We start from the raw sequence: 24,787 nt of genomic DNA, 5'->3' as shown, positions 1-24,787 counted from the left end.
GATGTTTGGTAAATTAAGTTGGGAAGCAGTCCCATTCCACGAGCCGATCGTGATGGTGACCATCGCCATGATCGCCCTCGGTGGTCTGGCGCTGTTCGCTGCAATCACCTACTTCAAGAAGTGGACCTACTTGTGGACCGAGTGGTTGACCTCGGTCGACCACAAGAAAATCGGCGTGATGTACATCATCGTCGCCATGGTCATGCTGCTGCGCGGTTTTGCCGACGCCATCATGATGCGTACCCAGTTGGCTATGGCCACCGAGGGTTCGCCTGGCTACCTGCCACCTGAACACTATGACCAGATCTTCACCGCTCACGGTGTGATCATGATCATCTTCATGGCGATGCCATTCTTCACCGGCCTGATGAACCTTGCAGTGCCGCTGCAGATCGGCGCGCGTGACGTTGCGTTCCCGTTCCTGAACTCCCTGAGCTTCTGGCTGCTGGTTTCCGGCGTAGTGCTGATCAACCTGTCCCTGGGCGTCGGCGAATTCGCCAAGACCGGTTGGGTTGCCTATCCACCATTGTCGGGTCTGCAATACAGCCCTGGCGTGGGCATGGACTACTACATCTGGGCGCTACAGCTATCCGGGTTAGGTACGACGCTAACGGGGGTTAACTTCCTCGCGACCGTACTGAAAATGCGTACCCCTGGCATGAAACTGATGGACATGCCGATCTTCACCTGGACCTGCACCTGGGCAAACGTTCTGATCGTGGCTTCGTTCCCGATCCTGACCGCTACCCTGGCACTGCTGACCCTTGACCGTTACATGGATTTCCACATTTTCACCAATGAACTTGGTGGCAATCCAATGATGTACGTCAACCTGTTCTGGGCCTGGGGCCACCCTGAGGTTTACATCCTGATCCTGCCGGCATTCGGCATCTTCTCGGAAGTGATCTCGGCGTTCACCGGCAAGAAACTGTTCGGCCACCACTCGATGATCTACGCCTCGGGCGCGATCTCGGTACTGGGCTTCATGGTTTGGCTGCACCACTTCTTCACCATGGGTTCGGGTGCCAGCGTCAACGCCTTCTTCGGTCTGGCGACGATGCTGATTTCCATCCCGACGGGTGTGAAGCTATTCAACTGGCTGTTCACCATCTACCAGGGCCGTCTGCGCTTCACCAGCCAGGTTCTGTGGACTCTGGGCTTCATGGTGACCTTCGCCATCGGCGGCATGACCGGCGTACTGCTGGCCATCCCGGGTGCTGACTTCGTTCTGCACAACAGCCTGTTCGTGATTGCGCACTTCCACAACGTGATCATCGGCGGCGCGGTATTCGGTTACATCGCTGGTTTCGCGTTCTACTTCCCGAAAGCGTTCGGCTTCAAGCTGCACGAAGGCTGGGGTAAAGCAGCGTTCTGGTTCTGGATCTCGGGCTTCTTCGTCGCGTTCATGCCGCTCTATGCACTGGGCTTCATGGGCATGACCCGTCGTCTGAACGCCACCACCAACCCTGAGTGGGTACCGTACCTGTACGTTGCCATGTTCGGTGCGGTGATGATCGCTGTCGGTATCGCCTGCCAACTGATCCAGCTGTACGTCAGTGTGCGCGACCGCAACAAGCCAGAGAACGTTTGCGATCACGGTGACCCGTGGAATGCACACACCCTGGAATGGTCGACCTCGTCGCCACCTCCGTTCTACAACTTTGCTGTGCTGCCTAAGGCTGACTGCATCGACCCGTTCACTGAAGCCAAGGAAAACGGTACTGCGTACCAGCGTCCGGCCAAGTACGAGCCGATCCACATGCCGAACAACACCGCCACTGGCGTGGTGATGGGCGCACTGTTGACCGTCTTCGGTTTCGCGATGATCTGGCACATCTGGTGGTTGGCAATCGCCAGCCTGGCCGGCACCGTCATCTACTTCGTGATCCACGCTGCACGTGACGACCAGGGCTATATGGTTCCGGTTGAAACGATCGAGCGTATCGAAGCCGAGCAGCACAAGCGTCTGGTTGCGGCAGGGAAAATCCCGGCCGGTGCCACCCGTGTTGAAACCTCGTTGGAACAGGCTTAAACCATGTCGAACTTAGTGACCAATGTTGGACACGCCCATGGTGACCATGGGCACGATGACCATCACCACGACTCGGGCGAGATGACCGTATACGGTTTCTGGCTCTACCTGATGACCGACTGCATTCTGTTTGCGTCGATCTTCGCGGTGTACGCAGTACTGGTAAACAACGTTGCCGGTGGCCCGTCGGGCCACGACATCTTCGAACTGCCATACGTGCTGGGCGAAACCGCTCTGCTGTTGTTCAGTTCGATCACCTACGGCTTCGCCATGCTGGCGTTGTTCAAAGGCAAGAAGCAGCAGGTTCTGGGTTGGTTGTTCATGACCTTCCTGCTGGGCGCAGGCTTTATCGCCATGGAGATCAACGAGTTCCACCTGCTGATCTCCGAGGGCTTCGGTCCTAGCCGTTCGGGCTTCCTGTCCGCGTTCTTCACCCTGGTCGGTACCCACGGTCTGCACGTATCTGCGGGTCTGATCTGGATGGGCATCATGATGTACCAGGTCAACAAGCACGGCCTGACGGCGACCAACAAGACCCGTCTGAGCTGCCTGAGCCTGTTCTGGCACTTCCTGGACGTGGTGTGGATCTGCGTATTCACCGTTGTTTACCTGATGGGGACTCTGTAATGGCTAATGCACACTCCCATGACAGCCATGATGCTGGCCACGGCAGCGTAAAGTCGTACGCCATTGGCTTCATCCTGTCGGTGATCCTGACCGTGATTCCATTCGGTCTGGTGATGTACCCGAGCCTGCCGAAGGCCACCACGCTGGCAATCGTTCTGTTGTTCGCAGTGATCCAGGTGATCGTTCACCTGTATTACTTCCTGCACCTGGACCGCTCCATTGCTCAGCGTAACAACGTGATCGCGTTTGTCTTTACGGCCATTGTGATCGTGCTGCTGGTTGGCCTGTCGTTGTGGATCATGTTCAGCATCCACACCTACATGATGGCGAAGTGAGGTAAGACCCGATGTCGCTCAAGCACTTTATCCAAATCACCAAACCGGGGATCATTTTCGGTAACGTGCTTTCTGTGGCAGGCGGGTTTTTCCTGGCCTCGAAAGGGCATGTGGATCTGGCGGTGTTTCTGGCTGCCATGATCGGTACATCCCTGGTTGTTGCCTCCGGTTGCGTGTTCAACAACTGCATCGACCGCGACATCGACCTGAAGATGGAACGCACTAAAAACCGGGTGCTGGTGCAGGGCTTGATCTCCCTGAAACTGGCCCTGGTCTACGCGACCATCCTTGGTGTTCTCGGCGTTGCGTTGTTGTATAAGGTGGCCAATCCGTTGGCCGCTTTGTTCGCGGTGATCGGTTTCATCATCTACGTCGGCTTCTACAGCCTGTACCTCAAGCGCAAGTCGGTTCACGGCACGCTGGTGGGCAGTCTGTCGGGCGCCATGCCGCCAGTGATCGGTTACGTTGCCGTAACCAACAGCTTCGACATGGCCGCGCTGACGTTGCTGGTGATGTTCAGCCTGTGGCAGATGCCGCATTCCTACGCCATCGCGATCTTCCGCTTCAACGATTACCTGGCCGCATCGATTCCGGTGTTGCCAGTGAAGCGCGGGATCCAAGTGGCCAAGAAGCACATCCTGCTCTACATCCTGGCGTTCCTCGTAGCGACCTTGATGCTGACCTTCAGCGGTTACGCTGGCATGAGCTATCTCGCGGTGGCTGCGGCCATGGGCATGTACTGGTTGTACATGGCCTGGACCGGCTACAAGGCAGTGGATGACACGGTCTGGGCACGCAAGCTGTTTGTGTTCTCGATCTTCACCATCACTGCGTTGAGCGTCATGATGTCCCTGGACTTCAAGGTGCCGGCAGAGTTGCTGCTGACGTACGCGCCGTAAGGTTTAAAGGCTTGAAGAAAAACCCCGCACATTGAGAGATGTGCGGGGTTTTTTGTTTATCTGGAGCCGGATTTGTTGATAGTCTGTCTGTAGGCGATTTGCCTATAGTTTGCACATGCGAACCGTATTCTTTGAAACAACGATATTTACCACAAGCGTTGGTCATTACCTGACAGACGATGAGTACCGAGAACTGCAGGCTTATATGCAGGGCAATCCGTTGGCAGGCGATGTGATGCCCCGAACGGGTGGATTCAGAAAACTACGTTGGGCTGATGCTCGACGTGGCAAGGGCCGACGAGGCGGCTTGCGGGTCATCTATTATTGGCTTATGAATGATGGTCAGTTCTGGATGTTTGCAATTTACGACAAAGATGGGCTTGAGAATCTGACTGCCGAGCAAGAAAAGGCGCTCAAAAAAGCCATAGATAAAGAGTTGAAAACACGAGGTACCCCATGAAAAAACGCGACCTGTTTGCAGAGTTGATGCAGGGCGTTGATGAGATGGCGGCTCAACGCGAAGGAAAAATTACCCTGCGCAATACAGTGCTTGAGGACAAACCAGTCCCGGAAGTCGGAGCCCAAGAAATCGTGGCTTTGAGAGAAAAGTTACATATGTCTCAAGCCGTCTTTGCCAAGCGAATCAGGGCGAGTCCCAGCACTCTGAGAAACTGGGAGCAGGAAAAGTCAAAGCCAAATGCTCAAGCTGCTTTGTTGATCCGTTTGGTTGAAAAATTCCCTGACATGGTTGACCGCCTGAGCGCCGTTTAACGACAAAGTCATTTAAATTTAAAGCCCCATTACTTCGAAAGAGGTGTGGGGCTTTTGTTTTCCGTGACTGCGGGTTGCGGCGCAGTAACAAACCCCCTAGATTTGGATCCAACCATGACAGTGATAGCTCCTTGCCATTTGCGGTTGCCCATCTGTCTTAACCTGCGGTTCTTCATGCACTGATCATAAGGCTGGGCGAAATGACTGAGAGGATGACCTGCGACGAGCGTTTTATTGCCCTGGCCCAAGAGCTGAACTACGACATCTATGGTGAGAACACCGCCGGCGGCAATTACGCGCCGCTGATCCGACATCATGATGAGCTGTATATCAGCGGCATGGTCCCGCGCACCCACGGCAAGATTCAGTATCCCGGTCGGGTTGGGCTGGAGTTGACCCTCAAGGATGCCCAGGCCGCCGCCAGCATCAGTGCAATGCGTTGCCTGGCGCTGATCGTCGATGCGGTGGGTTCGCTGGACAAGATCAAGGCGTTGTTGCGGGTGACGGTGTATGTGAAGTCGACGCCGGACTTCGTTGACCTGAGCGAAGTCGCCAACGGTGCGTCGGACGTGTTCAGTCATGTGCTCGGCGATGCCGGCCGGCACACGCGCACTACGGTCGGTGTGTATCAGTTGCCGAAGAACGCGGCGATTGAAGTGGACATGATTGTAGCGTTGCATCCTTCGGCTTGAGGGTGGTTTGACGGCTTGCCCTCACCCTAGCCCTCTCCCAGAGGGAGAGGGGACTGACCGAAGGGCTCTCAAGGTGTACGTCGACCTGAAGTATCGAGCCGAACTCAGGTTTGAAAATCACACAAATCCGCTCCCTCTCCCTCGGGAGAGGGCTGGGGTGAGGGGCTAGGATTTTCGCCTCCTCACGAATCACAAGCCGGACAACAAAAAGCCCCGCACTGAATCTCAGCGCGGGGCTTTTTCGTACAGCGGCTGCGCTATTACTGCGCGGCGATGCTGTAACCATCAAACGCAGTCTGCTGTTGCAATGCGGTGATGATGTTCTTGCGGTTCACTGCCTGCTCTGTACCCGCATTATCAACGAAGACTTCGCTTTCCAGTTCCGCTTCCTCACCTTCACCGACGAAGGTGAAGCCGAGGAACTCCAGCGCTGCACGGTCAACGTTCAGGCGCGAGCGTGGCGTGCGCAGTGGCAAGGTCACGCTGATGCCGTCCTTGCTGATGGTGAAGATTTCGACTTCTTTCTTCTTCGCCGCTTTGCTCTTGCCGCCGCTCGGATTGCTGATCGCCTGATGGGTCTGGTTCAGCACCTTGAGGGCCAGGCCATAAACGATTTCCTGGAACGCCGGATCGTCCTTGAAGCTGGACAGAATGCGGCCGATCGAGAACTTGCTGCTGAGGTCTTCAAGAGCAGCGAGGTCGGCGGCTTCGGCGTCTTTCAGCGCCTTGAGTTCGCCCATCAGCTCGTAGGCCTTGTCGTCATCGAAGCTGTCGTGAGCCTGACGGATCGCCGCGCGCAGCTCGCGGATCTGGTCGCTTTCGCGGGTCGACTGGAACGCGTCCAGGACCATCTCGCTGATGATTTTGGCTTGTGGCAGGTGTTGTGAAAGATTGATGGAGTTTTCGTATTCCGCTTTGGACGATTCGGTGACTACGGATTCAGCGGTGTTGAAATCGGACATTGAAATTTCACTACTTTTTAACTTGAGTGGAGATGAGAAAACCGAGGGCTTTTTCAGGCCGACTAATTTAGGGGAGCGGGGCGGCGTTGTCACGGAGCAACGGGCCGGCGGTCTCAACTATTTGCCCTGGCTGTGCAAATTCATTGAACGCATCATCCATTGTTCGGCGCTTTGCTGATCTGTTGATCGCGAGAAGCGGAACGTCGCGCCACGCCCGCTCATGTCCAGTAACTGTATATCGCGCCCGTGTAGTTGCAGGATACGGTGCACGATACGCAACCCCTCAGGAAAAACCGGTGTTGGTGAAAAACGGCTCCTGAATCATTGGGCGCCCAATGGCGGGCGTTGAGCCTGAAGGGTGCGCAGCAAACGGTAATATTTCAGTGAGCGAGCGCTAATCAGACCACTGATAAAGCCTGATGCTGCGGCTTTGAACAGCAACATATCCGGGGCGGCAGCGCGCTCTGGGTGCACGTCATCCTGATAACCGAAGTAGTAGTTCACTGCAAAAAAAAGCAGGAGCAGAATCAGCGCTTTCCAAGTGCCCGGCACGATCAACCCGGTTTCCGGATCATCAAGATTTATCCCCTTGTCGGGGAAAATCAGCCATGCCGACAGAGTGCCCAGTAACAAAGCAATGAGCCAGCCGCTGAGGCTCAAGCCTGGATCAACCGTCAGGTTCAACGACAACAGCGACCAGCCCAACAACACCAGCGGGGTCGACAGCAGGGAAAACCGGCTTTCATGTTGGGGTTTGCGGGCCTTGAGGCCGAAATACACCAGAACCAGAAAAACCACATAAACCCACAAGGGAGTATTTTGAAGAGTGACGAGCATCGCGCAGCGTCCATGCTGGAAAGAGAAGCTGATCATAGCCGTTGCCAGAGCGCACGCCCGTTATTTCAATCGCGGTCGCTCCATGGCAATCACCGACGTCTCAAAACCCAGGCGGGCAAAAAAGGCTTCGGCGCCTTCTCGTCCTGCACGCAGTACCCAGGTGATATCGGGGTTATCGCCCATGACATGCTCAACCAGTCTGCGGCCAATGCCTGTGCGTCGATACTCGCCATCGACCACGACCATCGACAGGTAACCGTTGGACAAGCCATCGGTTATGCCCCGGGCAAAGCCAACGATCTGCGCGCCGAGCAGGGCAATCGCCGTGCGTTGCGAGTGTTCGATGAGTTGCGCGAAATGTTCGCTGGAACCGGTACGGTGCCCCCAGCCATGTTGGCCGAGGAACAGCCGTACCGACTCCACTTCGTCAGATAGCAGGTCGCGTACGGTCAGGTTGTTGTTCATCTTCGCTTCGACTCCTTGTCAGTAATTCTTCGAAACATTGTCCATGTCGCTCGTTTTCAGGATCTGCCCCATGTCTGCATCGCGAATTCGACGAAGCGGCGCAGCTTTGGCAAACGATAGCGATCCGGAGCATAAAGCAAATGCAGGGGGCGGCTTGGAGGTTGATAGTCGGGAACGACGGTCACCAGTTTGCCGTCGCGCAGATCCTGTTCCACCAGTGCATCGGGCAGCATCACGATGCCCATGCCGGTGCGTGCGGCCTGGTGCAACCCTGCGGAAGTGTTCATCAGCATCGGCCCGCTGACGTCGACGAGAATTTCTCCCTCGGGGCCGCTGAGGCGCCAGCGTTTTTCCACCGATTGCCAATCGTCACCGGCAGGGTAGGCGAACGACAGGCAGTCGTGTTGTTGCAAATCCTCAGGTGTTTGCGGCATGCCGCGCCGGGCCACGTATTGCGGGGACGCGCACACAGTCAGTGTGTAATCGATCAGGGGGCGAGCGATCAGATTCGACTCCTCGAAATGCCCCAGCCGAAACGCCACGTCCAGACCACTTTCCAGCAAGTCTGGACGGCTGTTAGTCAGCACCACGTCCATTTTGACCTGTGGGTACTGCAGGGAGAATTCGCTGAGCGCTGGCGCCAGGCGTTCTACGCCAAAAGTCAGTGGCGCGGTAATGCGCAGCAGGCCACGCGGCTCATCGAGTGCTTGTTCCGCCAAGCGTTCGGAGTCGGCCACCAGTCCCAAGACATCCAGACAACGCTGGTAGTAAACGCTGCCAAATTCAGTCAGCCGCTGGCGTCGGGTGGTGCGCTGCAACAGTTGCACACCTAATCGATGTTCGAGCGCGCGCAGGTGATTGCCAACCATGGTCGTCGACATGTCGCACTGCAACGCGGCCGCCGTCATGCTCCCGGCTTCGACGACTTTGACGTACACGCTCATCGACTGGAACAAGTCCATTATCAAGCCTTGCTTTTAAATGAATGAAGTTTTGCCGAGTTTATCCAGTTTCGCTGGCTAACCATACTGCCAGCACACCGACCTGCACTGGAGTTTGAAGTCATGACCGCCGCCCTGATGAACACCTACCAACCACTGGCCTTGAGTTTCACCAAAGGCCTGGGCACTCGCCTGTGGGATCAGGCCGGCCGCGAGTATCTGGATGCGGTGGCCGGTGTCGCGGTGACCAATGTCGGCCACTCGCACCCGCGGATCGTTTCGGCGATCAGCGAGCAGGCGGGATTGCTGCTGCACACGTCGAATCTGTACAGCATCGACTGGCAGCAGCAACTGGCGAAACGGCTGACTGAGCTGTCGGGGATGGAGCGCGCGTTCTTCAATAACTCGGGTGCCGAGGCCAATGAAACGGCGCTGAAACTCGCGCGTTTGTACGGCTGGCGCAAGGGCATCGAACAGCCGCTGGTGGTGGTCATGGCCAACGCGTTCCACGGCCGCACACTTGGTACCTTGTCAGCCAGCGATGGCCCGGCAGTACGTCTGGGTTTCAACGATTTGCCGGGGGATTTCCTCAAAGTGCCGTTCGGCGATCTCACGGCGCTGGAGCAGGTGCAGCAAAAGCACGGCGAGCGCATCGTGGCGATTCTGGTTGAGCCAATCCAGGGAGAAAGTGGCGTGCAACTGGCGCCGCCCGGTTATCTGAAGGGCCTGCGTGAATTGTGCGATCGCCATGCGTGGCTACTGATGCTCGATGAGATCCAGACGGGTATTGGCCGCACTGGCCGCTGGTTTGCGTTCCAACATGAAGGCATCGTCCCGGACGTCATGACCCTGGCAAAAGGACTGGGCAATGGCGTGCCGATCGGCGCGTGCCTGGCGCGGGGCAGGGCGGCGGATCTGTTCACGCCCGGCAGCCATGGCAGCACCTTCGGCGGCAATCCGCTGGCGTGTCGGGTCGGTTGCACGGTGCTGGATATCATCGAAGAACAGGGTCTTTTGGAAAACGCCCGGGTTCAGGGGGAACGGCTCTTAACTCGTTTGAGCGCAGAGCTGGCGGACAATCCCAATGTGCTGGCGATTCGTGGTCAGGGTTTGATGATCGGTATCGAGCTGAAACAACCGGTGCGTGATCTGACCCTGATCGCCGCGCGGGATCATGGACTGTTGATCAACGTCACGCGTGGCAAGACGATACGGCTGCTGCCACCGCTGACGATTGATGAGCGGGAGGTGGAGATGATTGTCAGAGGTGTGGGCCGAGCACTGATCGCGCATTGATGGCTTGTAAGTAGCACTGTGGGAGCGAGCCTGCTCGCGAAGGCGGACTATCGGTCGACATCTCTGCTGGATGATCGACCGCTTTCGCGAGCAGGCTCGCTCCCACATGTTCGGTGTAGACCTTAGTCCGGATAGTCCGCCAGATCCGGCGCCAGCATCCGCGTCTTCGCCTTGCCATTCGAATTGTGCTGAATGATTTCGCGCGGCTGCCCCTGCTCATTGAAAAACACCTGGCCGATTCCCGCCGAATTCCATAAGCGTTCACCTGCCTCAGCATGTTCCGGCGTATACGGCACGATGCGCATGCGTCGGCGTTTGGTGAACCAGTTCAGCGGTGAGCGTGGCGAGTAGAGCCAGCGGTTGAGGCGGTCGAACCATTCCAGCAGGGTTTTCGGAAACTCGTTTTTGATCCCGCTGCTGGTGATCTGCCAGATTCGCGGCCCGGCCTTGCGGTGTCGGATAAGTACTTCGTAGACGAAGGAATAATGCACATCGCCCGACAGCACCACGTAGTTACCCGGTGTGCGCGAGTGGCGGAAAATATTCAGGATCACCTGCGCCGCACCGCGATGGGCCATCCAGTTTTCCGCGTCGACCAGCAGCGGAAAACCGCACCAACTGAAGACTTTTTGCACGGTTTCAATCAGCTTCACGCCGAAGATCGGCGCCGGGGACACGATAATCGCTGATGGGTGATCGAGCAGTTCCTGCTGCAGTTCGCTCAACGCCTCCCAATCGAGCAAGCCCGAGGGTTGCTTGAGCGCCAGCTCGCTGCGCCAGCGGCGGGTACGGGTGTCGATGACTACCAGCGCCGGACTGCTCGGCAGGACGAAATGCCATTGCTGAAAGCGCAGCAAATCATCGATCAGAGCATCTTGCACCGGGCTGTCGAGATACTGGTCATCACCGCTGGCGCTCAGCCCCAGGGTTTTCTCCAAAACATCCTTGAAGGCATCGGGATTGTTGCCCCAGCCCTGACACAACATGTAGGCGATCAGCGCGTTGCCGATGATGCGTTTGGAGAACGGATGGCCGTAGGCCGTTTCCTCCCATTGCGCGGACAGGTTCCAGTCATCGGTGATGTCGTGATCGTCGAAAATCATCAGGCTCGGCAGATGCGCGAGCGCGCGGGCGACCTTGTCCAATCCAGCCTTGAACGCGTCGATGCGGGTCTGTTCGAGGGTGTAGCGCTTGAGGCGTTCGGGCGTCAGTTCGGGCGCTTGCGGATCGATCAGCGACCAAGGCGTCGGCGACCACACCAGCAGGTACATCGCCATGACTTCGGCGAACGTCACCAGGTGATTGTCAGCACTGCTGCTGGTGAAAATCGGCTTACGCGCACCGCCGAAAAATCGCTCGCGCAATGTCTCGTTGCTCTCCAGCGCCGGTAACAAATCCGCACGGTGGTAGTAACTGGCCGGGTGTTTGTAGAGCTTGGCGCTGTCGCTGACCACGGCACCTTCGAGGTGTTCGTCGAACAGGCCAAGGCGTTCGATCAAGGCATGAATCGCCCGCAACATCGGGCCGGCCACGTCGTCGGCGTAGACCTGATCGCCGCTCATCATCAACAGGGCGGGGCGTTGTTGTGGATCGGTTTCCGTTGCCAATAATTGGTCGACGCAAAGCAAACCATCCGCCGCCGGGTGATGCGGTTTGCGGCAGGAGCCGTGTAGCAGTTGATCGATCCGTGAGCGCAGGACGAAGTTCGGACTGGTTGCATCGCCGTACAGCAGATGCGGTGCCCAGTCGGCGATGCCCTCTGCATTGTCGATCAGCAGGTCATAGTCGATACATGTATCGCAGGGCAGGGCGCTGTCGAGAGAAACATCGATGAGATGAACAAACGCCTGACGACCTACGGGAATGACGGCGCATTTCCCAGCGTCGAGAGGAATGTCTCCTACACCTTGCAGGCGCAAGGTCAGCGCCAGTGGCCGCGTGCCGACCAGCCACATGACCACGCGCGTTGGCTCCAGCCGTCGCAACAGCGGGCCGGCCAGGACAGGAGGCAGCGGGATCAGGTCAGCGGGTGTCGAGGACATCGAGGGCAAAGCTCAAGGCGCACAGGCCGGCGATGATAGCGCAGGCGGCGCCTTGATCCCTTAAATAAGCCTTAAGAGTCGGCTTTTTGCACTTTCAGCGCCAACAAACGCCATTGCGCAGGCAGCGCGTCAACTCGCGGCTGCTCTTGCACCGAGCAATCGAAACGGTAGGTGACATCGTCGCCGTTCATGTTGCGCGCGGTGACGGTGTTGTTGAAGGTGTAGACCTGATCCTTGAAGCGGTGGCTGACCAGTGCCTTGCTGTCAGCAAAACGCGCCGAAGCGGGGAAGCGCAACGTGCTGGTCACAAACGGGCTGCACATGACATACGCGATCATCGACTTGTCGGCCTGTGCGTCGCCGCGCAATTTCTTGTTCAGCGCTGCCAGGGCCATGCGCCCCTGATAGTCGCTTTGATCCAGCACGGTCTGTAACCCGATTGATTTCGGCGCCCGGCTGGCGTAATTCGGCAACAGTGCGGAGTCGGCGGGAGAGGGCGTGTCGTCCGGCTCGATGGCAGCAAAAGCCGGCGCATCTTTCAGTTCGGCGGCGGGTGTGACTGCCTCGGCTTCAGGTAATAGGGAGGTCGGCTCGATGACTTGCGTGTTTTCAGCCTGCGCCGCTTCGTAGTCATGCGACGAAGGAAACAACGACAACGTGATCGACAGCACTACCATCGCGACAATGAAACCGCCCGCTGCGCCGACGATGTTGCCGTAGAAAATATTCCAGCTGCCACGGTTCTTGACCACCCAGCGCCACATGAACCCCCACACCGCGACAAACGCCAGAAAACGCAGAAACTCCATTTGATCCTTTCCTTAAACCTTCAAAACCTGAAATCAACGCACGCCCAAGGTGAACGCTGACGATGGGCGGCAAGATAACAAAACAGACGTGTAATGCCAGTGACGATAGCGGCGCTCAGTGAAAATTAAGCGCGAAAAACGCCAGCGTCGACACACCCGCAGCCAATCCACAGATGCCAGCGAAAAGTTGCCGGGCCAACGGATGCTCTGGCCGAGGACGCCTGACCAACCACATCCAGACACCCGCCAACACGCCGAACGTGGTGATTACTTGCAACACGCTACTGGCCAGGTTCTCCGGCGAAGGAGACACGTGCGCCGGGAACAGGCCTGAGCAGACCACCGAAAAAATCATCGCTACGATAAAGCCGCTGGCAGCACCCGCCAGGTTGGCGAGGATCAGGTTCCAGGCACCACGGGTCTGCACGACCCAAGCCCAAACGGCTGCCCAGACGAAAAAGTACAACACGGCCATCAAGGTGTTTCTCCCTCTGAAAATCGATTCCATCGAGGCGCTGGCGACCTCGTTACTGGCAGTGGACGGCAAGATAGCAAAATAGTAGCGTCGCGCCATCGCTCTTCTCTGTAATGGACTACCTATGCCTGTCAGAACTCATTTTTTGCGCCTGTTCTGCGCAATCACAATTGCCGTCGCAATAACCCCCGCATTCGCCGCCGTGCAAGAACACCCGGAAAACAGCTGGAAGTATTACGCCGGCAACTGCCAGCGCGTGCTGGAAAAAATGGCCGACGTACAAAGCGGTCGCACCACCGCCTACGACGTGATGTTTGCCCTGGAAAGCAACCTGCAGACCATGAATGAACACCGCTCCAATCTGACACCCAATCACCTGGGCTCGCGAGAATTCGCCGAATGCGAAAACTTCGCGGGCCAGGCTGAATCAATCATTGCCCAAGGCAAAGCCGAGTTCGCCGCGAAAATGCAAGGCGCTGCGGAGCAAGGCCGCATCGCCCACCAGAACTCCCCCGAATACCAACGCGCCCGCGCCCTCGGCTACAGCGACGTCGGCGACATCTCCTTCCTCAAACTGCACGAAGACACCGACGGCGAAGCACGCCTGAAAACCATGTTGATCACTGTCGACGAAATCTGCGGCCAATACTTCCGCGCCACGCAATACGTGAAGCCGTATGTGATCTATACGGTTCGGCCTTCTGACGGCGGCTGTGGCGAAGTGAAACGCGTGGCGGTGGTTGGCGGCCGATCAGTGGAGAAGGGCGATTACATTGATGAGAAGGGCGAGTTTCAGTATCTGGGTTGGAAAAAGCTTGTTGGCGCCGATGGCTTCCCGACGGATATCCGCGTGCTGAAAGCCCGTCGTTGAACCAAAGAAATACCGGGATGTTTTCTTGAAGATGAGGATGGACAGATGATCGACTTCAACAACAAAGGCTTCTTCAAACTCAAGCAGAACGATGAGTACGCCGAACGCGTAAGTGCGCTGCTGCTGGATGGCGAAGAAGTGATCGACTCTTACAAGGCCATGCGTGACGGCGTGGTGTTTACCAACAAACGCATCATCGCGGTCAACGTTCAGGGGATTACCGGCAGCAAGAAGGATTTCACTTCCTTGCCGTACAAAAACATCGTCGCCTACTCCGTGGAAACCTCGGGCACGTTCGATCTGGATTCGGAGCTGGAGATTTACTTTTCGTCACTGGGGAAGGTGAAGTTCGAATTCACCGGGAAGACCTCGATGGTGGAGATCTCCAAGTACATCTCGAAGCATCTGCTGTAACGGCTCAGCCCATTACAAGATGTCTTTCAAGTAACCCTTCAGCGCAAGGAGCGGCTGATCCAGCTGCTCCAGCGAGCGCGCTTCGCTGAACTCCGCGGATAACTTGTGCAGCTCGCGCCCCAGCGGTTTCTCGACACCGCCCAAGGCGTCCATCGCCAGGCTCAGGCATTCATTCATCTTGAACTGAATGGTCTCGACATCCCCACGCCGCACCAATAGTTCGAAAATGTCTTTCTGGTAATCACCCATGACCATGTCGTCCCGCAAAATCGGGCTCAGGCCTTCTTCCTCATAAGCTAGTTTGAGAGAGAAAAGGGCGACTGTTTCCAGTGACGTTTCCATGGGGGGGGGATCCTTGGGTTTTCGGTTGACCAAGAAGCGGTGGATCAAAAGATCGCAGCCTGCGGCAGCTCCTACAACAGCAGCCACTTTCCGGCAGACGAAAAAAAAGGCCTTGCTAAGCAAGACCTTTCTTAATTTTGGTGCCCCGAGGGAGACTCGAACTCCCACTCCTTTCGAAAACGGATTTTGAATCCGCCGCGTCTACCAATTCCGCCATCAGGGCTCAATGGCGGCGAAGTATAGAGATGAGATTACCGTCGGTCAATCAGGTACATAGAGAATTTTCGATATTTCCGCTAGACTTTCCGGCCCTGCTAGACGAACCCCATCATGCGCGTTGCTGACTTTACTTTCGAGCTCCCTGATTCGCTGATCGCCCGCCACCCTTTGGCCGAGCGTCGCGGTAGTCGCCTGCTGACCCTTGACGGGCCGAGCGGCGCCCTCGCACACCGTCAATTCACTGATTTGCTCGAGCATTTGCGCCCGGGCGATTTGATGGTGTTCAACAATACCCGGGTGATTCCGGCGCGGCTGTTCGGGCAGAAAGCGTCCGGCGGCAAGCTGGAAATCCTCGTTGAGCGGGTGCTCGATACGCACCGCGTGCTGGCCCATGTGCGCTCCAGCAAGTCGCCGAAGCCGGGTTCGAAGATCCTTATCGACGGTGGTGGCGAAGCCGAAATGCTTGCGCGTCACGATGCGTTGTTCGAACTGGGCTTCGCGGAAGAAGTGTTGCCGCTGCTCGATCGCGTCGGGCACATGCCGTTGCCTCCTTATATAGACCGCCCGGACGAAGGCTCGGATCGCGAGCGTTATCAGACCGTGTACGCCGAGAAACTCGGTGCGGTGGCGGCGCCGACGGCGGGGCTGCATTTCGATCAGTCGCTGATGGAAGCGATTGCGGCCAAGGGCGTTGAGACCACTTTCGTCACGCTGCACGTGGGCGCGGGGACGTTCCAGCCGGTGCGCGTCGAGAAGCTTGAAGATCACCACATGCACACCGAGTGGCTGGAAGTCGGCCAGGATGTGGTCGATGCGGTCGCAGCGTGCCGTGCGCGCGGTGGTCGGGTGATTGCTGTCGGCACCACCAGCGTGCGTTCGCTGGAAAGTGCCGCGCGCGATGGCGTGCTCAAGCCGTTCAGTGGCGACACCGATATCTTTATCTTCCCGGGCCGACCGTTCCATGTGGTCGATGCCCTGGTGACCAATTTCCATTTGCCGGAATCCACGCTGTTGATGCTGGTTTCGGCATTTGCCGGTTATCCCGAGACCATGGCTGCCTACAAGTCCGCCGTCGACAACGGTTACCGCTTTTTCAGCTACGGTGATGCGATGTTCATCACCCGTAATCCCGCACCTACTGCCCCTAAAGAAACCGGCCCAGAGGAAACAGAATGAGTCGCGAATGTCGCATGTCCTTTGAACTTCTGGCCACCGATGGCAAGGCCCGGCGTGGTCGCCTGACCTTCCCGCGTGGCACCGTCGAGACCCCGGCGTTCATGCCGGTGGGCACTTACGGCACGGTCAAGGGCATGTTGCCGCGTGACATCGTTGCCACCGGTGCAGAAATCATTCTCGGCAACACCTTCCACCTGTGGCTGCGCCCTGGCACCCAAGTGATCAAGGAACACGGCGACCTGCACGATTTCATGCAGTGGAAAGGCCCGATCCTCACTGACTCCGGCGGTTTTCAGGTGTTCAGCCTTGGCGCGATGCGCAAGATCAAGGAGGAGGGCGTGACCTTCGCCTCCCCGGTCGACGGCGCGAAAGTGTTCATGGGCCCGGAAGAATCGATGCAGGTGCAGCGCGATCTCGGCTCCGACATCGTGATGATCTTCGACGAATGCACGCCGTACCCGGCTGATGAAGATGTCGCGCGGATTTCCATGGAACTGTCGCTGCGCTGGGCGCAGCGCTCGAAAAATGCCCACGGTGAAAACACCGCGGCGCTGTTCGGCATCGTTCAGGGTGGCATGCATCAGGATCTGCGCATGCGCTCGCTCGAAGGCCTCGACAAGATCGGCTTCGATGGCCTGGCCATTGGCGGTCTGTCGGTGGGCGAGCCGAAGCACGAGATGATCAAAGTATTGGATTATCTGCCGGGCATGATGCCGGCTGACAAACCTCGTTACCTTATGGGCGTTGGCAAACCGGAAGATCTGGTTGAGGGTGTGCGCCGCGGTGTGGACATGTTCGATTGCGTGATGCCAACCCGTAATGCCCGCAATGGGCATCTGTTCATTGATACAGGCGTGCTGAAGATCCGTAACGCGTTCCATCGCCATGATGAATCGCCGCTGGATCCGACCTGCGATTGCTATACCTGCCAGAACTTCTCCCGCGCTTATCTGCATCACCTGGACAAGTGCGGCGAAATGCTGGGAAGCATGCTCAATACCATCCACAACTTGCGCCATTATCAGGTGCTGATGGCTGGTTTGCGCGAGGCTATTCAACAGGGTACATTGGCCGCCTTTGTCGATGCCTTCTACGCCAAACGCGGGCTCCCCGTTCCGCCTTTGGACTGAGTTTTCTGACCCCAAGATTCAACATTTGCAACTGGAGTGCTAAATGAGCTTTTTTATCTCTAACGCCATGGCTGACGCGGCTGCACCGGCTGCTGCCGGCCCAATGGGCGGCGGTTTCGAGTGGATTTTCCTGGTCGGCTTCCTGGTCATCTTCTACCTGATGATCTGGCGTCCACAGGCCAAGCGCGCCAAAGAGCAGAAGAACCTGCTGAGCAGCCTGCAGAAAGGTGACGAAGTTGTGACCACTGGCGGCATCGCTGGCAAGATCACTAAAGTTGCCGATGACTTCGTGGTTCTGGAAGTTTCCGACACCGTGGAAATGAAGTTCCAGAAAGGCGCCATCGCCGCCACGCTGCCAAAAGGCACGCTGAAAGCGATCTGAAGCAACAACTTCTACTCAATCGACGGGGCGCGCAAGGCGCCCCGCGTTCATAACGGGCGGCGTGATGCTGAACAAATATCCTCTGTGGAAATACATTCTGATCCTGGCGGTGCTGGCGGTCGGTCTGATTTATTCCGCTCCGAATCTATACCCCGATGACCCGGCCATTCAGGTCAGCGGTGCAAGCACTGCGCTGCAAGTCAATCAGGCTGATCTGGATCGTGTGAGCACTGCGCTCAAGGAGTCCGGGATCAACGTCAAGGCAGCCACGCTGGCCGCCAACGGCAAGGGCGGTCTGATCCGTCTGAGCAAGGCTGAAGACCAGCTGCCGGCCAAAGACGTTGTGCGCAAGGCATTGGGTGACGACTACGTTGTCGCGCTGAACCTGGCACAGACCACCCCGCAATGGCTGCGCAACCTGGGCGCGCACCCGATGAAGCTGGGTCTGGACTTGTCCGGTGGTGTGCACTTCCTGCTGGAAGTGGACATGGACAAAGCCCTCGATGCACGCCTGAAAGTCTACGAAGGCGACGTCAAGAGTCTGCTGCGCAAAGAGAAGCTGCGCTATCGCAGCCTGCCGCAACTGGGCGGTGCCATTCAGTTGGGCTTCAGCGATGAAGACTCCCGCGAACAGGCCCGTGCACTGATCCGCAAGAACTTCAACGATTTCGACATTGTTCCGGCCGACCTCAACGGTCAACCGGTGCTGCGTCTGGCGATGACCCCGGCCAAGCTGGCGGAAATCCGTGAATACTCCATCAAGCAGAACTTGACCACGGTACGTAACCGCGTCAACGAGCTGGGTGTTGCCGAACCAATCGTTCAGCGTCAGGGCGCCAACCGCATCGTGGTTGAGCTGCCGGGCGTGCAGGACACTGCCGAAGCCAAGCGTATTCTCGGCAAGACGGCCAACCTTGAGTTCCGTCTGGCTGCTGAGCCGGGTGCTTCGAAAGCCACCTCCGAATCCTTTGAGTTCCGTGAAGGCAATCGTCCGCCAGCGCAGATCGAGCGTGGCCTGATCATCACCGGTGACCAGGTTACCGATGCCAAGGCTGGTTTTGGCGAGCACGGCACACCAGAAGTGAACATCCGTCTGGATGGTCACGGTGGTGAGCTGATGAGCCGCGCCACCCGTTCTAACGTCGGTCGCAGCATGGCGGTGATCTTCATCGAACAGCGTCCGGTCACCACTTACACCAAGCAAGTGGTTGATGGCGTCGAGAAAGACGTTGCGGTGCAAACGTTCAAGGAAGAGAAGAAGATCATCAGCCTGGCGACCATTCAGTCGCCGCTGGGTGCTCAGTTCCGCATCACTGGCCTGAACGGTCAGGGGGAGTCGTCCGAACTGGCGCTGCTGCTGCGTGCCGGTGGTCTGGCTGCACCGATGTACTTCGCTGAAGAGCGCACCATCGGCCCGAGCCTGGGTGCTGACAACATCACCAAAGGTATCGATGCGTCGCTGTGGGGCATGCTGTTCGTGTCGCTGTTCATCATCGCCATCTACCGCTTCTTCGGCATCATCGCCACCGTCGCACTGGCGGTGAACATGGTGCTGCTGCTGGCCTTGATGTCGCTGCTGGGTGCAACGCTGACCCTGCCAGGTATCGCCGGTATCGTGCTGACCATGGGTATGGCGGTCGACGCCAACGTGCTGATCTTCTCGCGGATCCGTGAAGAGATCGCCGCCGGCATGACCGTGCAGCGTGCAATCAACGAAGGCTTCGGCCGGGCATTCACCGCGATTCTCGACGCCAACCTGACTACCTTGTTGGTCGGCGGGATTCTCTTTGCCATGGGCACCGGCCCGGTCAAAGGTTTCGCAGTGACCATGTCCCTCGGGATCTTTACCTCGATGTTCACGGCCATCATGGTGACCCGCGCAATGGTCAACCTGATCTTCGGCGGACGTGACTTCAAGAAGTTGTGGATTTAAGGGGCTGCCATGTTACGTACAATCAACTTCATGGGCGTTCGCAACTTCGCGTTCGGCGTCACAGTATTCCTCACGTTGCTGGCTATGTTCAGTGTCGCTACCAAGGGCATGAACTGGGGTCTGGACTTCACCGGCGGTACGCTCATCGAGCTGACCTACGAGCGTCCGGCCGACGTTACCAAGGTGCGTGAGCAGCTGGTGACGTCGGGTTACCACGAAGCAATCGTGCAGAGCTTCGGTGCGACTACCGATCTGCTGGTGCGGATGCCGGGTGAAGACCCGCAACTGGGCCATCAGGTGGCGGAAGCGCTGCTGAAGGTCGGCGGCGACAACCCGGCAACGGTCAAGCGTGTCGAGTTCGTCGGCCCGCAGGTCGGTGAAGAGCTGCGTGACCAGGGCGGCCTCGGCATGCTGCTGGCGCTCGGCGGCATCCTGATCTACCTGGCTTTCCGCTTTCAGTGGAAATTCGCGGTCGGCGCCATCGTTTCGCTGATTCACGACGTGATCGTAACCATCGGTATCCTGTCGTACTTCCAGATCACTTTCGATCTGACCGTGCTGGCGGCGGTGCTGGCGATCATCGGCTACTCGCTGAACGACACCATCGTGGTATTCGACCGGGTTCGTGAGAACTTCCGTGTCCTGCGCAAGGCAACGCTGATCGAGAACATCAACATCTCGACCACGCAAACCCTGCTGCGCACCATGGCAACGTCGATCTCGACTTTGCTGGCGATCGCGGCACTGCTGTTCTTCGGCGGTGACAACCTGTTCGGCTTCTCGATCGCGCTGTTTATCGGGGTTCTGGCGGGTACTTACTCGTCGATCTACATCGCTAACGTGGTGCTGATCTGGTTGAATCTGACTACCGAGGATCTGATTCCTCCGGCCAACACCGAGAAGGAAGTCGACGACCGTCCATAACGGCCATCGTTTTCCCGGCTGTCAGCCCAAGAAAGGCGCGAGTTGAACTCGCGCCTTTTTTTATGCTCCAAGGCTGGGAGAAGCGCGGGCGCGTCCCGCATGTGATGGTCAGGAGGTTCATGTGAACAAGTCGTTGCTGGTTGGTGCGGTATTGGGTGCTGTCGGTGTAACTGCCGGGGGTGCTGTTGCCACCTACAGCCTGGTTAAAAGCGGCCCTGAGTATGCGCAAGTATTGGCCGTTGAACCGGTTAAAACACAGATCAAGACTCCACGTGAAGTGTGCAAGGACGTGACAGTGACTCGTCAGGCACCGGTAAAAGATCAACACCAGATTGCCGGTACCGTCGTCGGTGCGCTGGCAGGTGGTTTGCTGGGTAATCAGATTGGCGGCGGCACCGGCAAGAAAATTGCCACGGTGGCCGGTGCGGTCGGTGGCGGTTATGCGGGTAACAAGGTGCAGGAAGGCATGCAAGAGCGTGACACCTACACCACCACGCAAACCCGCTGCAACACGGTCAATGACATCAGCGACAAGGTCGTCGGTTACGACGTGCGTTACTCGCTCGATGGCAAGGAAGGCAAGGTGCGGATGGATCGTGATCCGGGCAACCAGATTCCGGTCGACAAGGAAGGCAAGCTGATTCTGTCGCAGAATGAGCCGGCTCAGTAAGTACCGACTGTTTTAACAAGAAGCACCCTGCGGGGTGCTTTTTTTGTGCCCGCAGTTTTTGGCTAAACCGTGCCCCCCTGTGGGAGCGAGCCTGCTCGCGAATGCGGTGTGCCAGCCGGCATCAATGTTGATTGTCAGAATGCATTCGCGAGCAGGCTCGCTCCCACATGAAGATTTTGGTGGTCTGAAGATCGAATTCCAGGCATAAAAAAAGCACCCCGAAGGGTGCTTTTTTCCTTTCGCGTGAAGCTTAGCGCTTCAGCGAAGCCGGCAGGTGCGGCTGGATCGCCGTCAGTACTGCCTTGAAGCATTTGGTGTTGCCGGCAACGATGTGGCCTTTTTCAAGGAAGTCGTGACCGCCGGTGAAGTCGCTCACCAGGCCGCCAGCTTCTTGAATCAGCAGGGCGCCTGCAGCCATGTCCCACTCGGACAGACCCGATTCCCAGAACGCGTCGAAACGACCGGCAGCGACATAAGCCAGGTCCAGGCTTGCCGAACCGGCACGGCGGATGCCGGCAGTCTGGCCAACCAGGGCGCGGAACATGCCCAGGTAGTTGTCGAGGTTGTCCATCTGGTCGTCACGGAACGGGAAACCGGTACCCAGCAGGGCGCCGTCAAGGCTGGTACGACCGCTGACGCGCAGGCGACGACCGTTCAGTTGAGCGCCGCGACCACGGCTGGCGGTGAATTCTTCCTGGCGAACCGGGTCCAGAACCACTGCGTGCTCCAGGCGGCCACGGTACTTACAGGCAATGCTGACAGCGAAGTGAGGAATGCCACGCAGGAAGTTGGTGGTGCCGTCCAGTGGATCGATGATCCACAGGTACTCTTCGCCTTCGATACCGGTGCCGGCGTGCATGCCGGTCTCTTCACCCTGGATCGAGTGATTCGGGTATGCCTTGCGCAGGGCGTCGATGATTTTCTGTTCAGCGGCGCGATCGACCTCGGATACATAATCCTTGGCGTCTTTTTCGTCGACCTTGATGGTATCCAGGCGCTCGATGGAGCGGAAGATCAGTTCACTGGCGCTGCGGGCGGCGCGCAGCGCGATATTCAGCATGGGCTGCATGGATGTGTCACCTAAGGTTGTTAAAGAAAGCCGCGCATTCTATCAGAACTTTTCTTCAGGTGAAGGACGCTGTTCGCTTTCATAGCTTAACGGTAGGCTGTTCTGTAAGATTTGCACCCCTTTCCTGTGTCCGAGAGCGCCTCCCTTGCTGCAGAACATTCGTGTCGTCCTGGTCAATACCAGCCACCCCGGCAACATCGGCGGGGCCGCGCGCGCCATGAAAAACATGGGTCTGTCGCGATTGGTGCTGGTCGAACCGCGGGTCTTCCCGCACCACGAAGCCGATGCTCGTGCTTCCGGTGCCGGTGACATCCTTGAAAATGCGCAAGTCGTCGCCACCTTGGAAGATGCCTTGGTCGGCTGCAATCTGGTGCTTGGCACCAGCGCCCGTGACCGCCGCATTCCCTGGCCACTGCTGGATCCGCGCGAGTGCGGCACCAAAGTAGTCGAGGAAGCCGGGCAGGGCGCCGAAATCGCTCTGGTATTCGGTCGTGAAGATTCCGGTCTGACCAACGAAGAGCTGCAGCGATGTCACTTTCACGTGCATATCCCCTCCGACCCTGAGTTCAGTTCGCTGAACCTCGGCGCGGCGGTGCAGGTGTTGAGCTATGAGGTGCGCATGGCCTGGCTGGCCGCCCAAGGCCAGCCGAGCAAGATCGAGAAAGAAGAAGTGGCTTCGGTGAAAAGCGCCGAGCTGGCGACCATGGATGAATTGGAACGCTTCTATGAGCATCTGGAGCAGACACTGGTCGCCATCGAATTCCTCGATCCCGAGAAACCACGGCACTTGATGGCGCGCCTGCGTCGGTTGTACGGACGCAGCTCGGTCAGCCGGGCGGAAATGAATATTTTGCGTGGCATCCTCACGGAAACCCAGAAAGCGGCCCGTGGTGAGCTTCTTAAGCGGAAGGACTAAATGATGTTTGAGCGTTTGCGTGAAGATATCCAGAGCGTATTCCATCGAGACCCGGCGGCGCGTAACGCTTTTGAAGTCCTGACCTGCTACCCCGGCATGCATGCGATCTGGATCCATCGATTGGCCGGCATGCTCTGGCGCAACGAGCTGAAATGGCTGGCGCGGCTGGTGTCGAACTTCGGTCGCTGGCTGACCGGGATCGAGATTCATCCGGGGGCCAAGGTCGGTCGTCGTTTCTTTATCGACCATGGCATGGGTATCGTCATCGGTGAAACCGCCGAGATTGGCGATGACGTGACTATTTATCAGGGCGTGACCCTCGGCGGCACTAGCTGGAATAAGGGCAAACGCCACCCGACGCTGGGTGATGGTGTGGTCGTGGGCGCGGGCGCCAAGGTGCTCGGCCCGTTCACCGTCGGCGCTGGTGCCAAGGTTGGTTCCAACGCCGTGGTGACTAAAGAAGTGCCGCCGGGCGCCACTGTTGTCGGTATTCCTGGGCGAATCATCGTCAAGTCCGATGAAGAGCAGGATGCCAAGCGCAAGGCCATGGCCGAGAAGATCGGTTTCGATGCCTACGGCGTCAGCGAAGACATGCCTGACCCGGTGGCGCGCGCCATTGGTCAGTTGCTCGATCACCTGCAAGCGGTGGACGGGCGGCTGGAGGGGATGTGCGGCGCGCTGAAGGATCTGGGTAGCAATTACTGTGCGAAAGATCTGCCTGAACTGCGTGAAGAAGACTTCGCCTGCGTCAAAGGCAAAGACGAGTCCAAAGCCAGCTAGCGCCTCCTGTAGGAGCTGCCGAAGGCTGCGATCTTTTGATCTTGTCTTTCACAGAATCAAAAGATCGCGCCTTCGGCAGCTCCTACAGAGGCTTGCGTCAACCGGTGTGCCATTAGGCCGCAGACCCTGCTATCATTCGCGCGCTCTTTTGCGGGTAAACCTGACTAAAGTACTAGGTCTTAAAGTTGACTTAAATACTCGGGAATTGCATACTCGCCCCATTCTGAACTCCGTGGTAACTGTCCATGCGACTGACTACAAAAGGCCGATACGCCGTGACCGCCATGCTCGACCTGGCGTTGCACGCGCAGCACGGGCCCGTGTCCCTGGCCGATATCTCCGAGCGCCAAGGCATCTCCCTGTCCTACCTCGAACAGCTGTTCGCCAAGCTGCGCCGCAGTAACCTGGTTTCCAGTGTTCGCGGCCCGGGTGGTGGCTACCAGTTGTCCCGCGAGATGCAGGGTATCCAGGTCGCCCAGGTGATCGATGCAGTAAATGAATCGGTCGATGCCACCAAATGCCAGGGCCAGGGCGATTGCCATTCCGGCGACACCTGCCTGACCCATCATCTGTGGTGCGATTTGAGCCTGCAGATTCACGAATTTCTAAGTGGTATCAGCTTGGCTGATCTTGTGACTCGCCGTGAGGTGCAAGAAGTAGCCCAGCGTCAGGACCAGCGCCGTTGCAACAGCAAGGCGCCACGCCTGGACAAGATTGAAGCGTCCGCCGTCGAATGACAGCCAGAGAGCTAGCGGCACGCCAGCCCTGATTTAGGAGA

The 24,787-nt window shown here is 57.8% G+C and carries 28 protein-coding genes, 1 tRNA gene and 1 pseudogene; 19 read left to right on the top strand and 11 right to left on the bottom strand.

What is annotated here, in order from left to right:
• Nucleotide 1: 1 nt before the first annotated feature.
• The 7 genes from cyoB (at nucleotide 2) to J0G10_RS25430 (ending at nucleotide 5,356) form a co-directional block, all read left to right on the top strand.
• Complete coding sequence (cyoB, locus tag J0G10_RS25460) at nucleotides 2-2,032, top strand: cytochrome o ubiquinol oxidase subunit I (RefSeq protein WP_007916945.1); 2,031 nt, start codon at nucleotides 2-4, stop codon at nucleotides 2,030-2,032.
• 3 nt (nucleotides 2,033-2,035) lie between these two features.
• Nucleotides 2,036-2,659, top strand: coding sequence for a cytochrome o ubiquinol oxidase subunit III (gene cyoC, locus J0G10_RS25455; RefSeq protein ID WP_034156084.1), 624 nt, complete (start codon nucleotides 2,036-2,038; stop codon nucleotides 2,657-2,659).
• Complete coding sequence (gene cyoD, locus J0G10_RS25450) at nucleotides 2,659-2,994, top strand: cytochrome o ubiquinol oxidase subunit IV (RefSeq protein ID WP_007916940.1); 336 nt, start codon at nucleotides 2,659-2,661, stop codon at nucleotides 2,992-2,994. Before cyoC ends, cyoD begins: the two co-directional genes overlap by 1 nt.
• Nucleotides 2,995-3,005: 11 nt before the next feature.
• The gene (gene cyoE, locus J0G10_RS25445; protein ID WP_007916939.1) at nucleotides 3,006-3,893 is read left to right on the top strand and encodes a heme o synthase; all 888 of its coding nucleotides are present in this window, start codon (nucleotides 3,006-3,008) and stop codon (nucleotides 3,891-3,893) included.
• A gap of 115 nt (nucleotides 3,894-4,008) precedes the next feature.
• Nucleotides 4,009-4,353, top strand: coding sequence for a toxin (locus tag J0G10_RS25440; protein WP_220556965.1), 345 nt, complete (start codon nucleotides 4,009-4,011; stop codon nucleotides 4,351-4,353).
• On the top strand, nucleotides 4,350-4,664 hold the full coding sequence (locus J0G10_RS25435; RefSeq protein WP_127929687.1) for a helix-turn-helix domain-containing protein: 315 nt from the start codon (nucleotides 4,350-4,352) through the stop codon (nucleotides 4,662-4,664). The genes J0G10_RS25440 and J0G10_RS25435 overlap by 4 nt, the downstream gene beginning before the upstream one ends.
• Nucleotides 4,665-4,864: 200 nt before the next feature.
• Nucleotides 4,865-5,356, top strand: coding sequence for a RidA family protein (locus J0G10_RS25430; RefSeq protein ID WP_034156086.1), 492 nt, complete (start codon nucleotides 4,865-4,867; stop codon nucleotides 5,354-5,356).
• Nucleotides 5,357-5,616: 260 nt separating this feature from the next.
• On the opposite strand, the gene J0G10_RS25425 is transcribed toward J0G10_RS25430, so the two are convergent.
• From J0G10_RS25425 to J0G10_RS25410, 5 genes and pseudogenes are all read right to left on the bottom strand, one after another.
• Nucleotides 5,617-6,318 carry a hypothetical protein gene (locus tag J0G10_RS25425; RefSeq protein WP_007949995.1) on the bottom strand — a complete coding sequence of 234 codons (702 nt, stop codon included), beginning with the start codon at nucleotides 6,316-6,318 and terminating at the stop codon, nucleotides 5,617-5,619.
• Between the two features lie 117 nt (nucleotides 6,319-6,435).
• Nucleotides 6,436-6,600: pseudogene (locus J0G10_RS30085) on the bottom strand (ATP-binding protein); the annotation flags it as partial.
• Nucleotides 6,601-6,639: 39 nt separating this feature from the next.
• The gene (locus J0G10_RS25420; RefSeq protein WP_220556964.1) at nucleotides 6,640-7,155 is read right to left on the bottom strand and encodes a DUF6622 family protein; all 516 of its coding nucleotides are present in this window, start codon (nucleotides 7,153-7,155) and stop codon (nucleotides 6,640-6,642) included.
• Nucleotides 7,156-7,215: 60 nt separating this feature from the next.
• Nucleotides 7,216-7,620 (bottom strand): GNAT family N-acetyltransferase, encoded by a 405-nt coding sequence (locus J0G10_RS25415; protein ID WP_077574458.1) that lies wholly within the window; start codon nucleotides 7,618-7,620, stop codon nucleotides 7,216-7,218.
• A 56-nt stretch (nucleotides 7,621-7,676) separates the two neighbouring features.
• The gene (locus J0G10_RS25410; protein WP_220556963.1) at nucleotides 7,677-8,582 is read right to left on the bottom strand and encodes a LysR family transcriptional regulator; all 906 of its coding nucleotides are present in this window, start codon (nucleotides 8,580-8,582) and stop codon (nucleotides 7,677-7,679) included.
• 102 nt (nucleotides 8,583-8,684) lie between these two features.
• Here J0G10_RS25410 and J0G10_RS25405 point away from each other — a divergent pair, with 102 nt between their 5' ends.
• Nucleotides 8,685-9,857: an aspartate aminotransferase family protein gene (locus J0G10_RS25405; RefSeq protein WP_220556962.1), complete on the top strand. Its 1,173-nt coding sequence runs from the start codon at nucleotides 8,685-8,687 to the stop codon at nucleotides 9,855-9,857.
• A 122-nt stretch (nucleotides 9,858-9,979) separates the two neighbouring features.
• Here the strand turns inward: J0G10_RS25405 and J0G10_RS25400 are convergent, their stop codons facing one another.
• The 3 genes from J0G10_RS25400 to J0G10_RS25390 all read right to left on the bottom strand — a co-directional run bounded on the left by J0G10_RS25400 (nucleotide 9,980) and on the right by J0G10_RS25390 (nucleotide 13,183).
• Nucleotides 9,980-11,899 carry an alkaline phosphatase D family protein gene (locus J0G10_RS25400; protein WP_220556961.1) on the bottom strand — a complete coding sequence of 640 codons (1,920 nt, stop codon included), beginning with the start codon at nucleotides 11,897-11,899 and terminating at the stop codon, nucleotides 9,980-9,982.
• A 71-nt stretch (nucleotides 11,900-11,970) separates the two neighbouring features.
• Nucleotides 11,971-12,708 (bottom strand): hypothetical protein, encoded by a 738-nt coding sequence (locus J0G10_RS25395; RefSeq protein WP_220556960.1) that lies wholly within the window; start codon nucleotides 12,706-12,708, stop codon nucleotides 11,971-11,973.
• Between the two features lie 115 nt (nucleotides 12,709-12,823).
• The gene (locus tag J0G10_RS25390) at nucleotides 12,824-13,183 is read right to left on the bottom strand and encodes a hypothetical protein (protein ID WP_220556959.1); all 360 of its coding nucleotides are present in this window, start codon (nucleotides 13,181-13,183) and stop codon (nucleotides 12,824-12,826) included.
• A 124-nt stretch (nucleotides 13,184-13,307) separates the two neighbouring features.
• Between J0G10_RS25390 and J0G10_RS25385 the strand changes: the two genes are divergently transcribed.
• Nucleotides 13,308-14,054 (top strand): hypothetical protein, encoded by a 747-nt coding sequence (locus J0G10_RS25385; protein WP_220556958.1) that lies wholly within the window; start codon nucleotides 13,308-13,310, stop codon nucleotides 14,052-14,054.
• Between the two features lie 45 nt (nucleotides 14,055-14,099).
• Nucleotides 14,100-14,468, top strand: a complete 369-nt coding sequence (locus J0G10_RS25380) for a PH domain-containing protein (protein ID WP_034156100.1) — start codon at nucleotides 14,100-14,102, stop codon at nucleotides 14,466-14,468.
• A gap of 12 nt (nucleotides 14,469-14,480) precedes the next feature.
• Here the strand turns inward: J0G10_RS25380 and J0G10_RS25375 are convergent, their stop codons facing one another.
• Nucleotides 14,481-14,810, bottom strand: coding sequence for a hypothetical protein (locus J0G10_RS25375; RefSeq protein WP_220558895.1), 330 nt, complete (start codon nucleotides 14,808-14,810; stop codon nucleotides 14,481-14,483).
• A gap of 138 nt (nucleotides 14,811-14,948) precedes the next feature.
• Nucleotides 14,949-15,033 (bottom strand) — tRNA-Leu (locus J0G10_RS25370).
• A gap of 107 nt (nucleotides 15,034-15,140) precedes the next feature.
• On the opposite strand from J0G10_RS25370, the gene queA reads away from it, so the two are divergent.
• The 6 genes from queA (at nucleotide 15,141) to J0G10_RS25340 (ending at nucleotide 21,244) form a co-directional block, all read left to right on the top strand.
• Nucleotides 15,141-16,205 carry a tRNA preQ1(34) S-adenosylmethionine ribosyltransferase-isomerase QueA gene (gene queA / locus J0G10_RS25365; RefSeq protein WP_095048356.1) on the top strand — a complete coding sequence of 355 codons (1,065 nt, stop codon included), beginning with the start codon at nucleotides 15,141-15,143 and terminating at the stop codon, nucleotides 16,203-16,205.
• 14 nt (nucleotides 16,206-16,219) lie between these two features.
• Complete coding sequence (gene tgt / locus J0G10_RS25360) at nucleotides 16,220-17,335, top strand: tRNA guanosine(34) transglycosylase Tgt (RefSeq protein WP_162130783.1); 1,116 nt, start codon at nucleotides 16,220-16,222, stop codon at nucleotides 17,333-17,335.
• A gap of 43 nt (nucleotides 17,336-17,378) precedes the next feature.
• Nucleotides 17,379-17,717 (top strand): preprotein translocase subunit YajC, encoded by a 339-nt coding sequence (gene yajC, locus J0G10_RS25355; RefSeq protein WP_007916913.1) that lies wholly within the window; start codon nucleotides 17,379-17,381, stop codon nucleotides 17,715-17,717.
• Nucleotides 17,718-17,781: 64 nt separating this feature from the next.
• The gene (gene secD / locus J0G10_RS25350) at nucleotides 17,782-19,650 is read left to right on the top strand and encodes a protein translocase subunit SecD (protein ID WP_095048355.1); all 1,869 of its coding nucleotides are present in this window, start codon (nucleotides 17,782-17,784) and stop codon (nucleotides 19,648-19,650) included.
• A 9-nt stretch (nucleotides 19,651-19,659) separates the two neighbouring features.
• Nucleotides 19,660-20,574 (top strand): protein translocase subunit SecF, encoded by a 915-nt coding sequence (secF, locus tag J0G10_RS25345; RefSeq protein ID WP_095048354.1) that lies wholly within the window; start codon nucleotides 19,660-19,662, stop codon nucleotides 20,572-20,574.
• 121 nt (nucleotides 20,575-20,695) lie between these two features.
• Nucleotides 20,696-21,244 carry a glycine zipper 2TM domain-containing protein gene (locus J0G10_RS25340; protein WP_007916907.1) on the top strand — a complete coding sequence of 183 codons (549 nt, stop codon included), beginning with the start codon at nucleotides 20,696-20,698 and terminating at the stop codon, nucleotides 21,242-21,244.
• A gap of 250 nt (nucleotides 21,245-21,494) precedes the next feature.
• Here the strand turns inward: J0G10_RS25340 and suhB are convergent, their stop codons facing one another.
• Nucleotides 21,495-22,313 carry a type III secretion system regulator SuhB gene (suhB, locus tag J0G10_RS25335; protein WP_095048353.1) on the bottom strand — a complete coding sequence of 273 codons (819 nt, stop codon included), beginning with the start codon at nucleotides 22,311-22,313 and terminating at the stop codon, nucleotides 21,495-21,497.
• A 145-nt stretch (nucleotides 22,314-22,458) separates the two neighbouring features.
• On the opposite strand from suhB, the gene trmJ reads away from it, so the two are divergent.
• From trmJ to iscR, 3 genes are all read left to right on the top strand, one after another.
• Complete coding sequence (gene trmJ, locus J0G10_RS25330) at nucleotides 22,459-23,229, top strand: tRNA (cytosine(32)/uridine(32)-2'-O)-methyltransferase TrmJ (protein WP_007916903.1); 771 nt, start codon at nucleotides 22,459-22,461, stop codon at nucleotides 23,227-23,229.
• A gap of 3 nt (nucleotides 23,230-23,232) precedes the next feature.
• Nucleotides 23,233-24,009 (top strand): serine O-acetyltransferase, encoded by a 777-nt coding sequence (gene cysE / locus J0G10_RS25325; RefSeq protein WP_007916901.1) that lies wholly within the window; start codon nucleotides 23,233-23,235, stop codon nucleotides 24,007-24,009.
• Nucleotides 24,010-24,254: 245 nt separating this feature from the next.
• Nucleotides 24,255-24,746: a Fe-S cluster assembly transcriptional regulator IscR gene (gene iscR, locus J0G10_RS25320; protein WP_038362955.1), complete on the top strand. Its 492-nt coding sequence runs from the start codon at nucleotides 24,255-24,257 to the stop codon at nucleotides 24,744-24,746.
• Nucleotides 24,747-24,787 lie beyond the last annotated feature (41 nt).

Origin of the sequence: Pseudomonas germanica (assembly GCF_019614655.1) — a bacterium.
Taxonomy (GTDB): domain Bacteria; phylum Pseudomonadota; class Gammaproteobacteria; order Pseudomonadales; family Pseudomonadaceae; genus Aquipseudomonas; species Aquipseudomonas neuropathica.
Note: the sequence above shows the minus strand (reverse complement) of the source record. Positions and strands in the feature narration are given on the sequence as shown.

Coding starts and splice junctions, on each gene's coding strand:
- cyoB (WP_007916945.1), top strand. CDS start 2: ATGTTTGGTAAATTAAGTTGGGAAGCAGTCCCATTCCACGAGCCGATC.
- cyoC (WP_034156084.1), top strand. CDS start 2,036: ATGTCGAACTTAGTGACCAATGTTGGACACGCCCATGGTGACCATGGG.
- cyoD (WP_007916940.1), top strand. CDS start 2,659: ATGGCTAATGCACACTCCCATGACAGCCATGATGCTGGCCACGGCAGC.
- cyoE (WP_007916939.1), top strand. CDS start 3,006: ATGTCGCTCAAGCACTTTATCCAAATCACCAAACCGGGGATCATTTTC.
- J0G10_RS25440 (WP_220556965.1), top strand. CDS start 4,009: ATGCGAACCGTATTCTTTGAAACAACGATATTTACCACAAGCGTTGGT.
- J0G10_RS25435 (WP_127929687.1), top strand. CDS start 4,350: ATGAAAAAACGCGACCTGTTTGCAGAGTTGATGCAGGGCGTTGATGAG.
- J0G10_RS25430 (WP_034156086.1), top strand. CDS start 4,865: ATGACTGAGAGGATGACCTGCGACGAGCGTTTTATTGCCCTGGCCCAA.
- J0G10_RS25425 (WP_007949995.1), bottom strand. CDS start 6,318: ATGTCCGATTTCAACACCGCTGAATCCGTAGTCACCGAATCGTCCAAA.
- J0G10_RS25420 (WP_220556964.1), bottom strand. CDS start 7,155: ATGCTCGTCACTCTTCAAAATACTCCCTTGTGGGTTTATGTGGTTTTT.
- J0G10_RS25415 (WP_077574458.1), bottom strand. CDS start 7,620: ATGAACAACAACCTGACCGTACGCGACCTGCTATCTGACGAAGTGGAG.
- J0G10_RS25410 (WP_220556963.1), bottom strand. CDS start 8,582: ATGGACTTGTTCCAGTCGATGAGCGTGTACGTCAAAGTCGTCGAAGCC.
- J0G10_RS25405 (WP_220556962.1), top strand. CDS start 8,685: ATGACCGCCGCCCTGATGAACACCTACCAACCACTGGCCTTGAGTTTC.
- J0G10_RS25400 (WP_220556961.1), bottom strand. CDS start 11,899: ATGTCCTCGACACCCGCTGACCTGATCCCGCTGCCTCCTGTCCTGGCC.
- J0G10_RS25395 (WP_220556960.1), bottom strand. CDS start 12,708: ATGGAGTTTCTGCGTTTTCTGGCGTTTGTCGCGGTGTGGGGGTTCATG.
- J0G10_RS25390 (WP_220556959.1), bottom strand. CDS start 13,183: ATGGCCGTGTTGTACTTTTTCGTCTGGGCAGCCGTTTGGGCTTGGGTC.
- J0G10_RS25385 (WP_220556958.1), top strand. CDS start 13,308: ATGCCTGTCAGAACTCATTTTTTGCGCCTGTTCTGCGCAATCACAATT.
- J0G10_RS25380 (WP_034156100.1), top strand. CDS start 14,100: ATGATCGACTTCAACAACAAAGGCTTCTTCAAACTCAAGCAGAACGAT.
- J0G10_RS25375 (WP_220558895.1), bottom strand. CDS start 14,810: ATGGAAACGTCACTGGAAACAGTCGCCCTTTTCTCTCTCAAACTAGCT.
- queA (WP_095048356.1), top strand. CDS start 15,141: ATGCGCGTTGCTGACTTTACTTTCGAGCTCCCTGATTCGCTGATCGCC.
- tgt (WP_162130783.1), top strand. CDS start 16,220: ATGTCCTTTGAACTTCTGGCCACCGATGGCAAGGCCCGGCGTGGTCGC.
- yajC (WP_007916913.1), top strand. CDS start 17,379: ATGAGCTTTTTTATCTCTAACGCCATGGCTGACGCGGCTGCACCGGCT.
- secD (WP_095048355.1), top strand. CDS start 17,782: ATGCTGAACAAATATCCTCTGTGGAAATACATTCTGATCCTGGCGGTG.
- secF (WP_095048354.1), top strand. CDS start 19,660: ATGTTACGTACAATCAACTTCATGGGCGTTCGCAACTTCGCGTTCGGC.
- suhB (WP_095048353.1), bottom strand. CDS start 22,313: ATGCAGCCCATGCTGAATATCGCGCTGCGCGCCGCCCGCAGCGCCAGT.
- cysE (WP_007916901.1), top strand. CDS start 23,233: ATGTTTGAGCGTTTGCGTGAAGATATCCAGAGCGTATTCCATCGAGAC.
- iscR (WP_038362955.1), top strand. CDS start 24,255: ATGCGACTGACTACAAAAGGCCGATACGCCGTGACCGCCATGCTCGAC.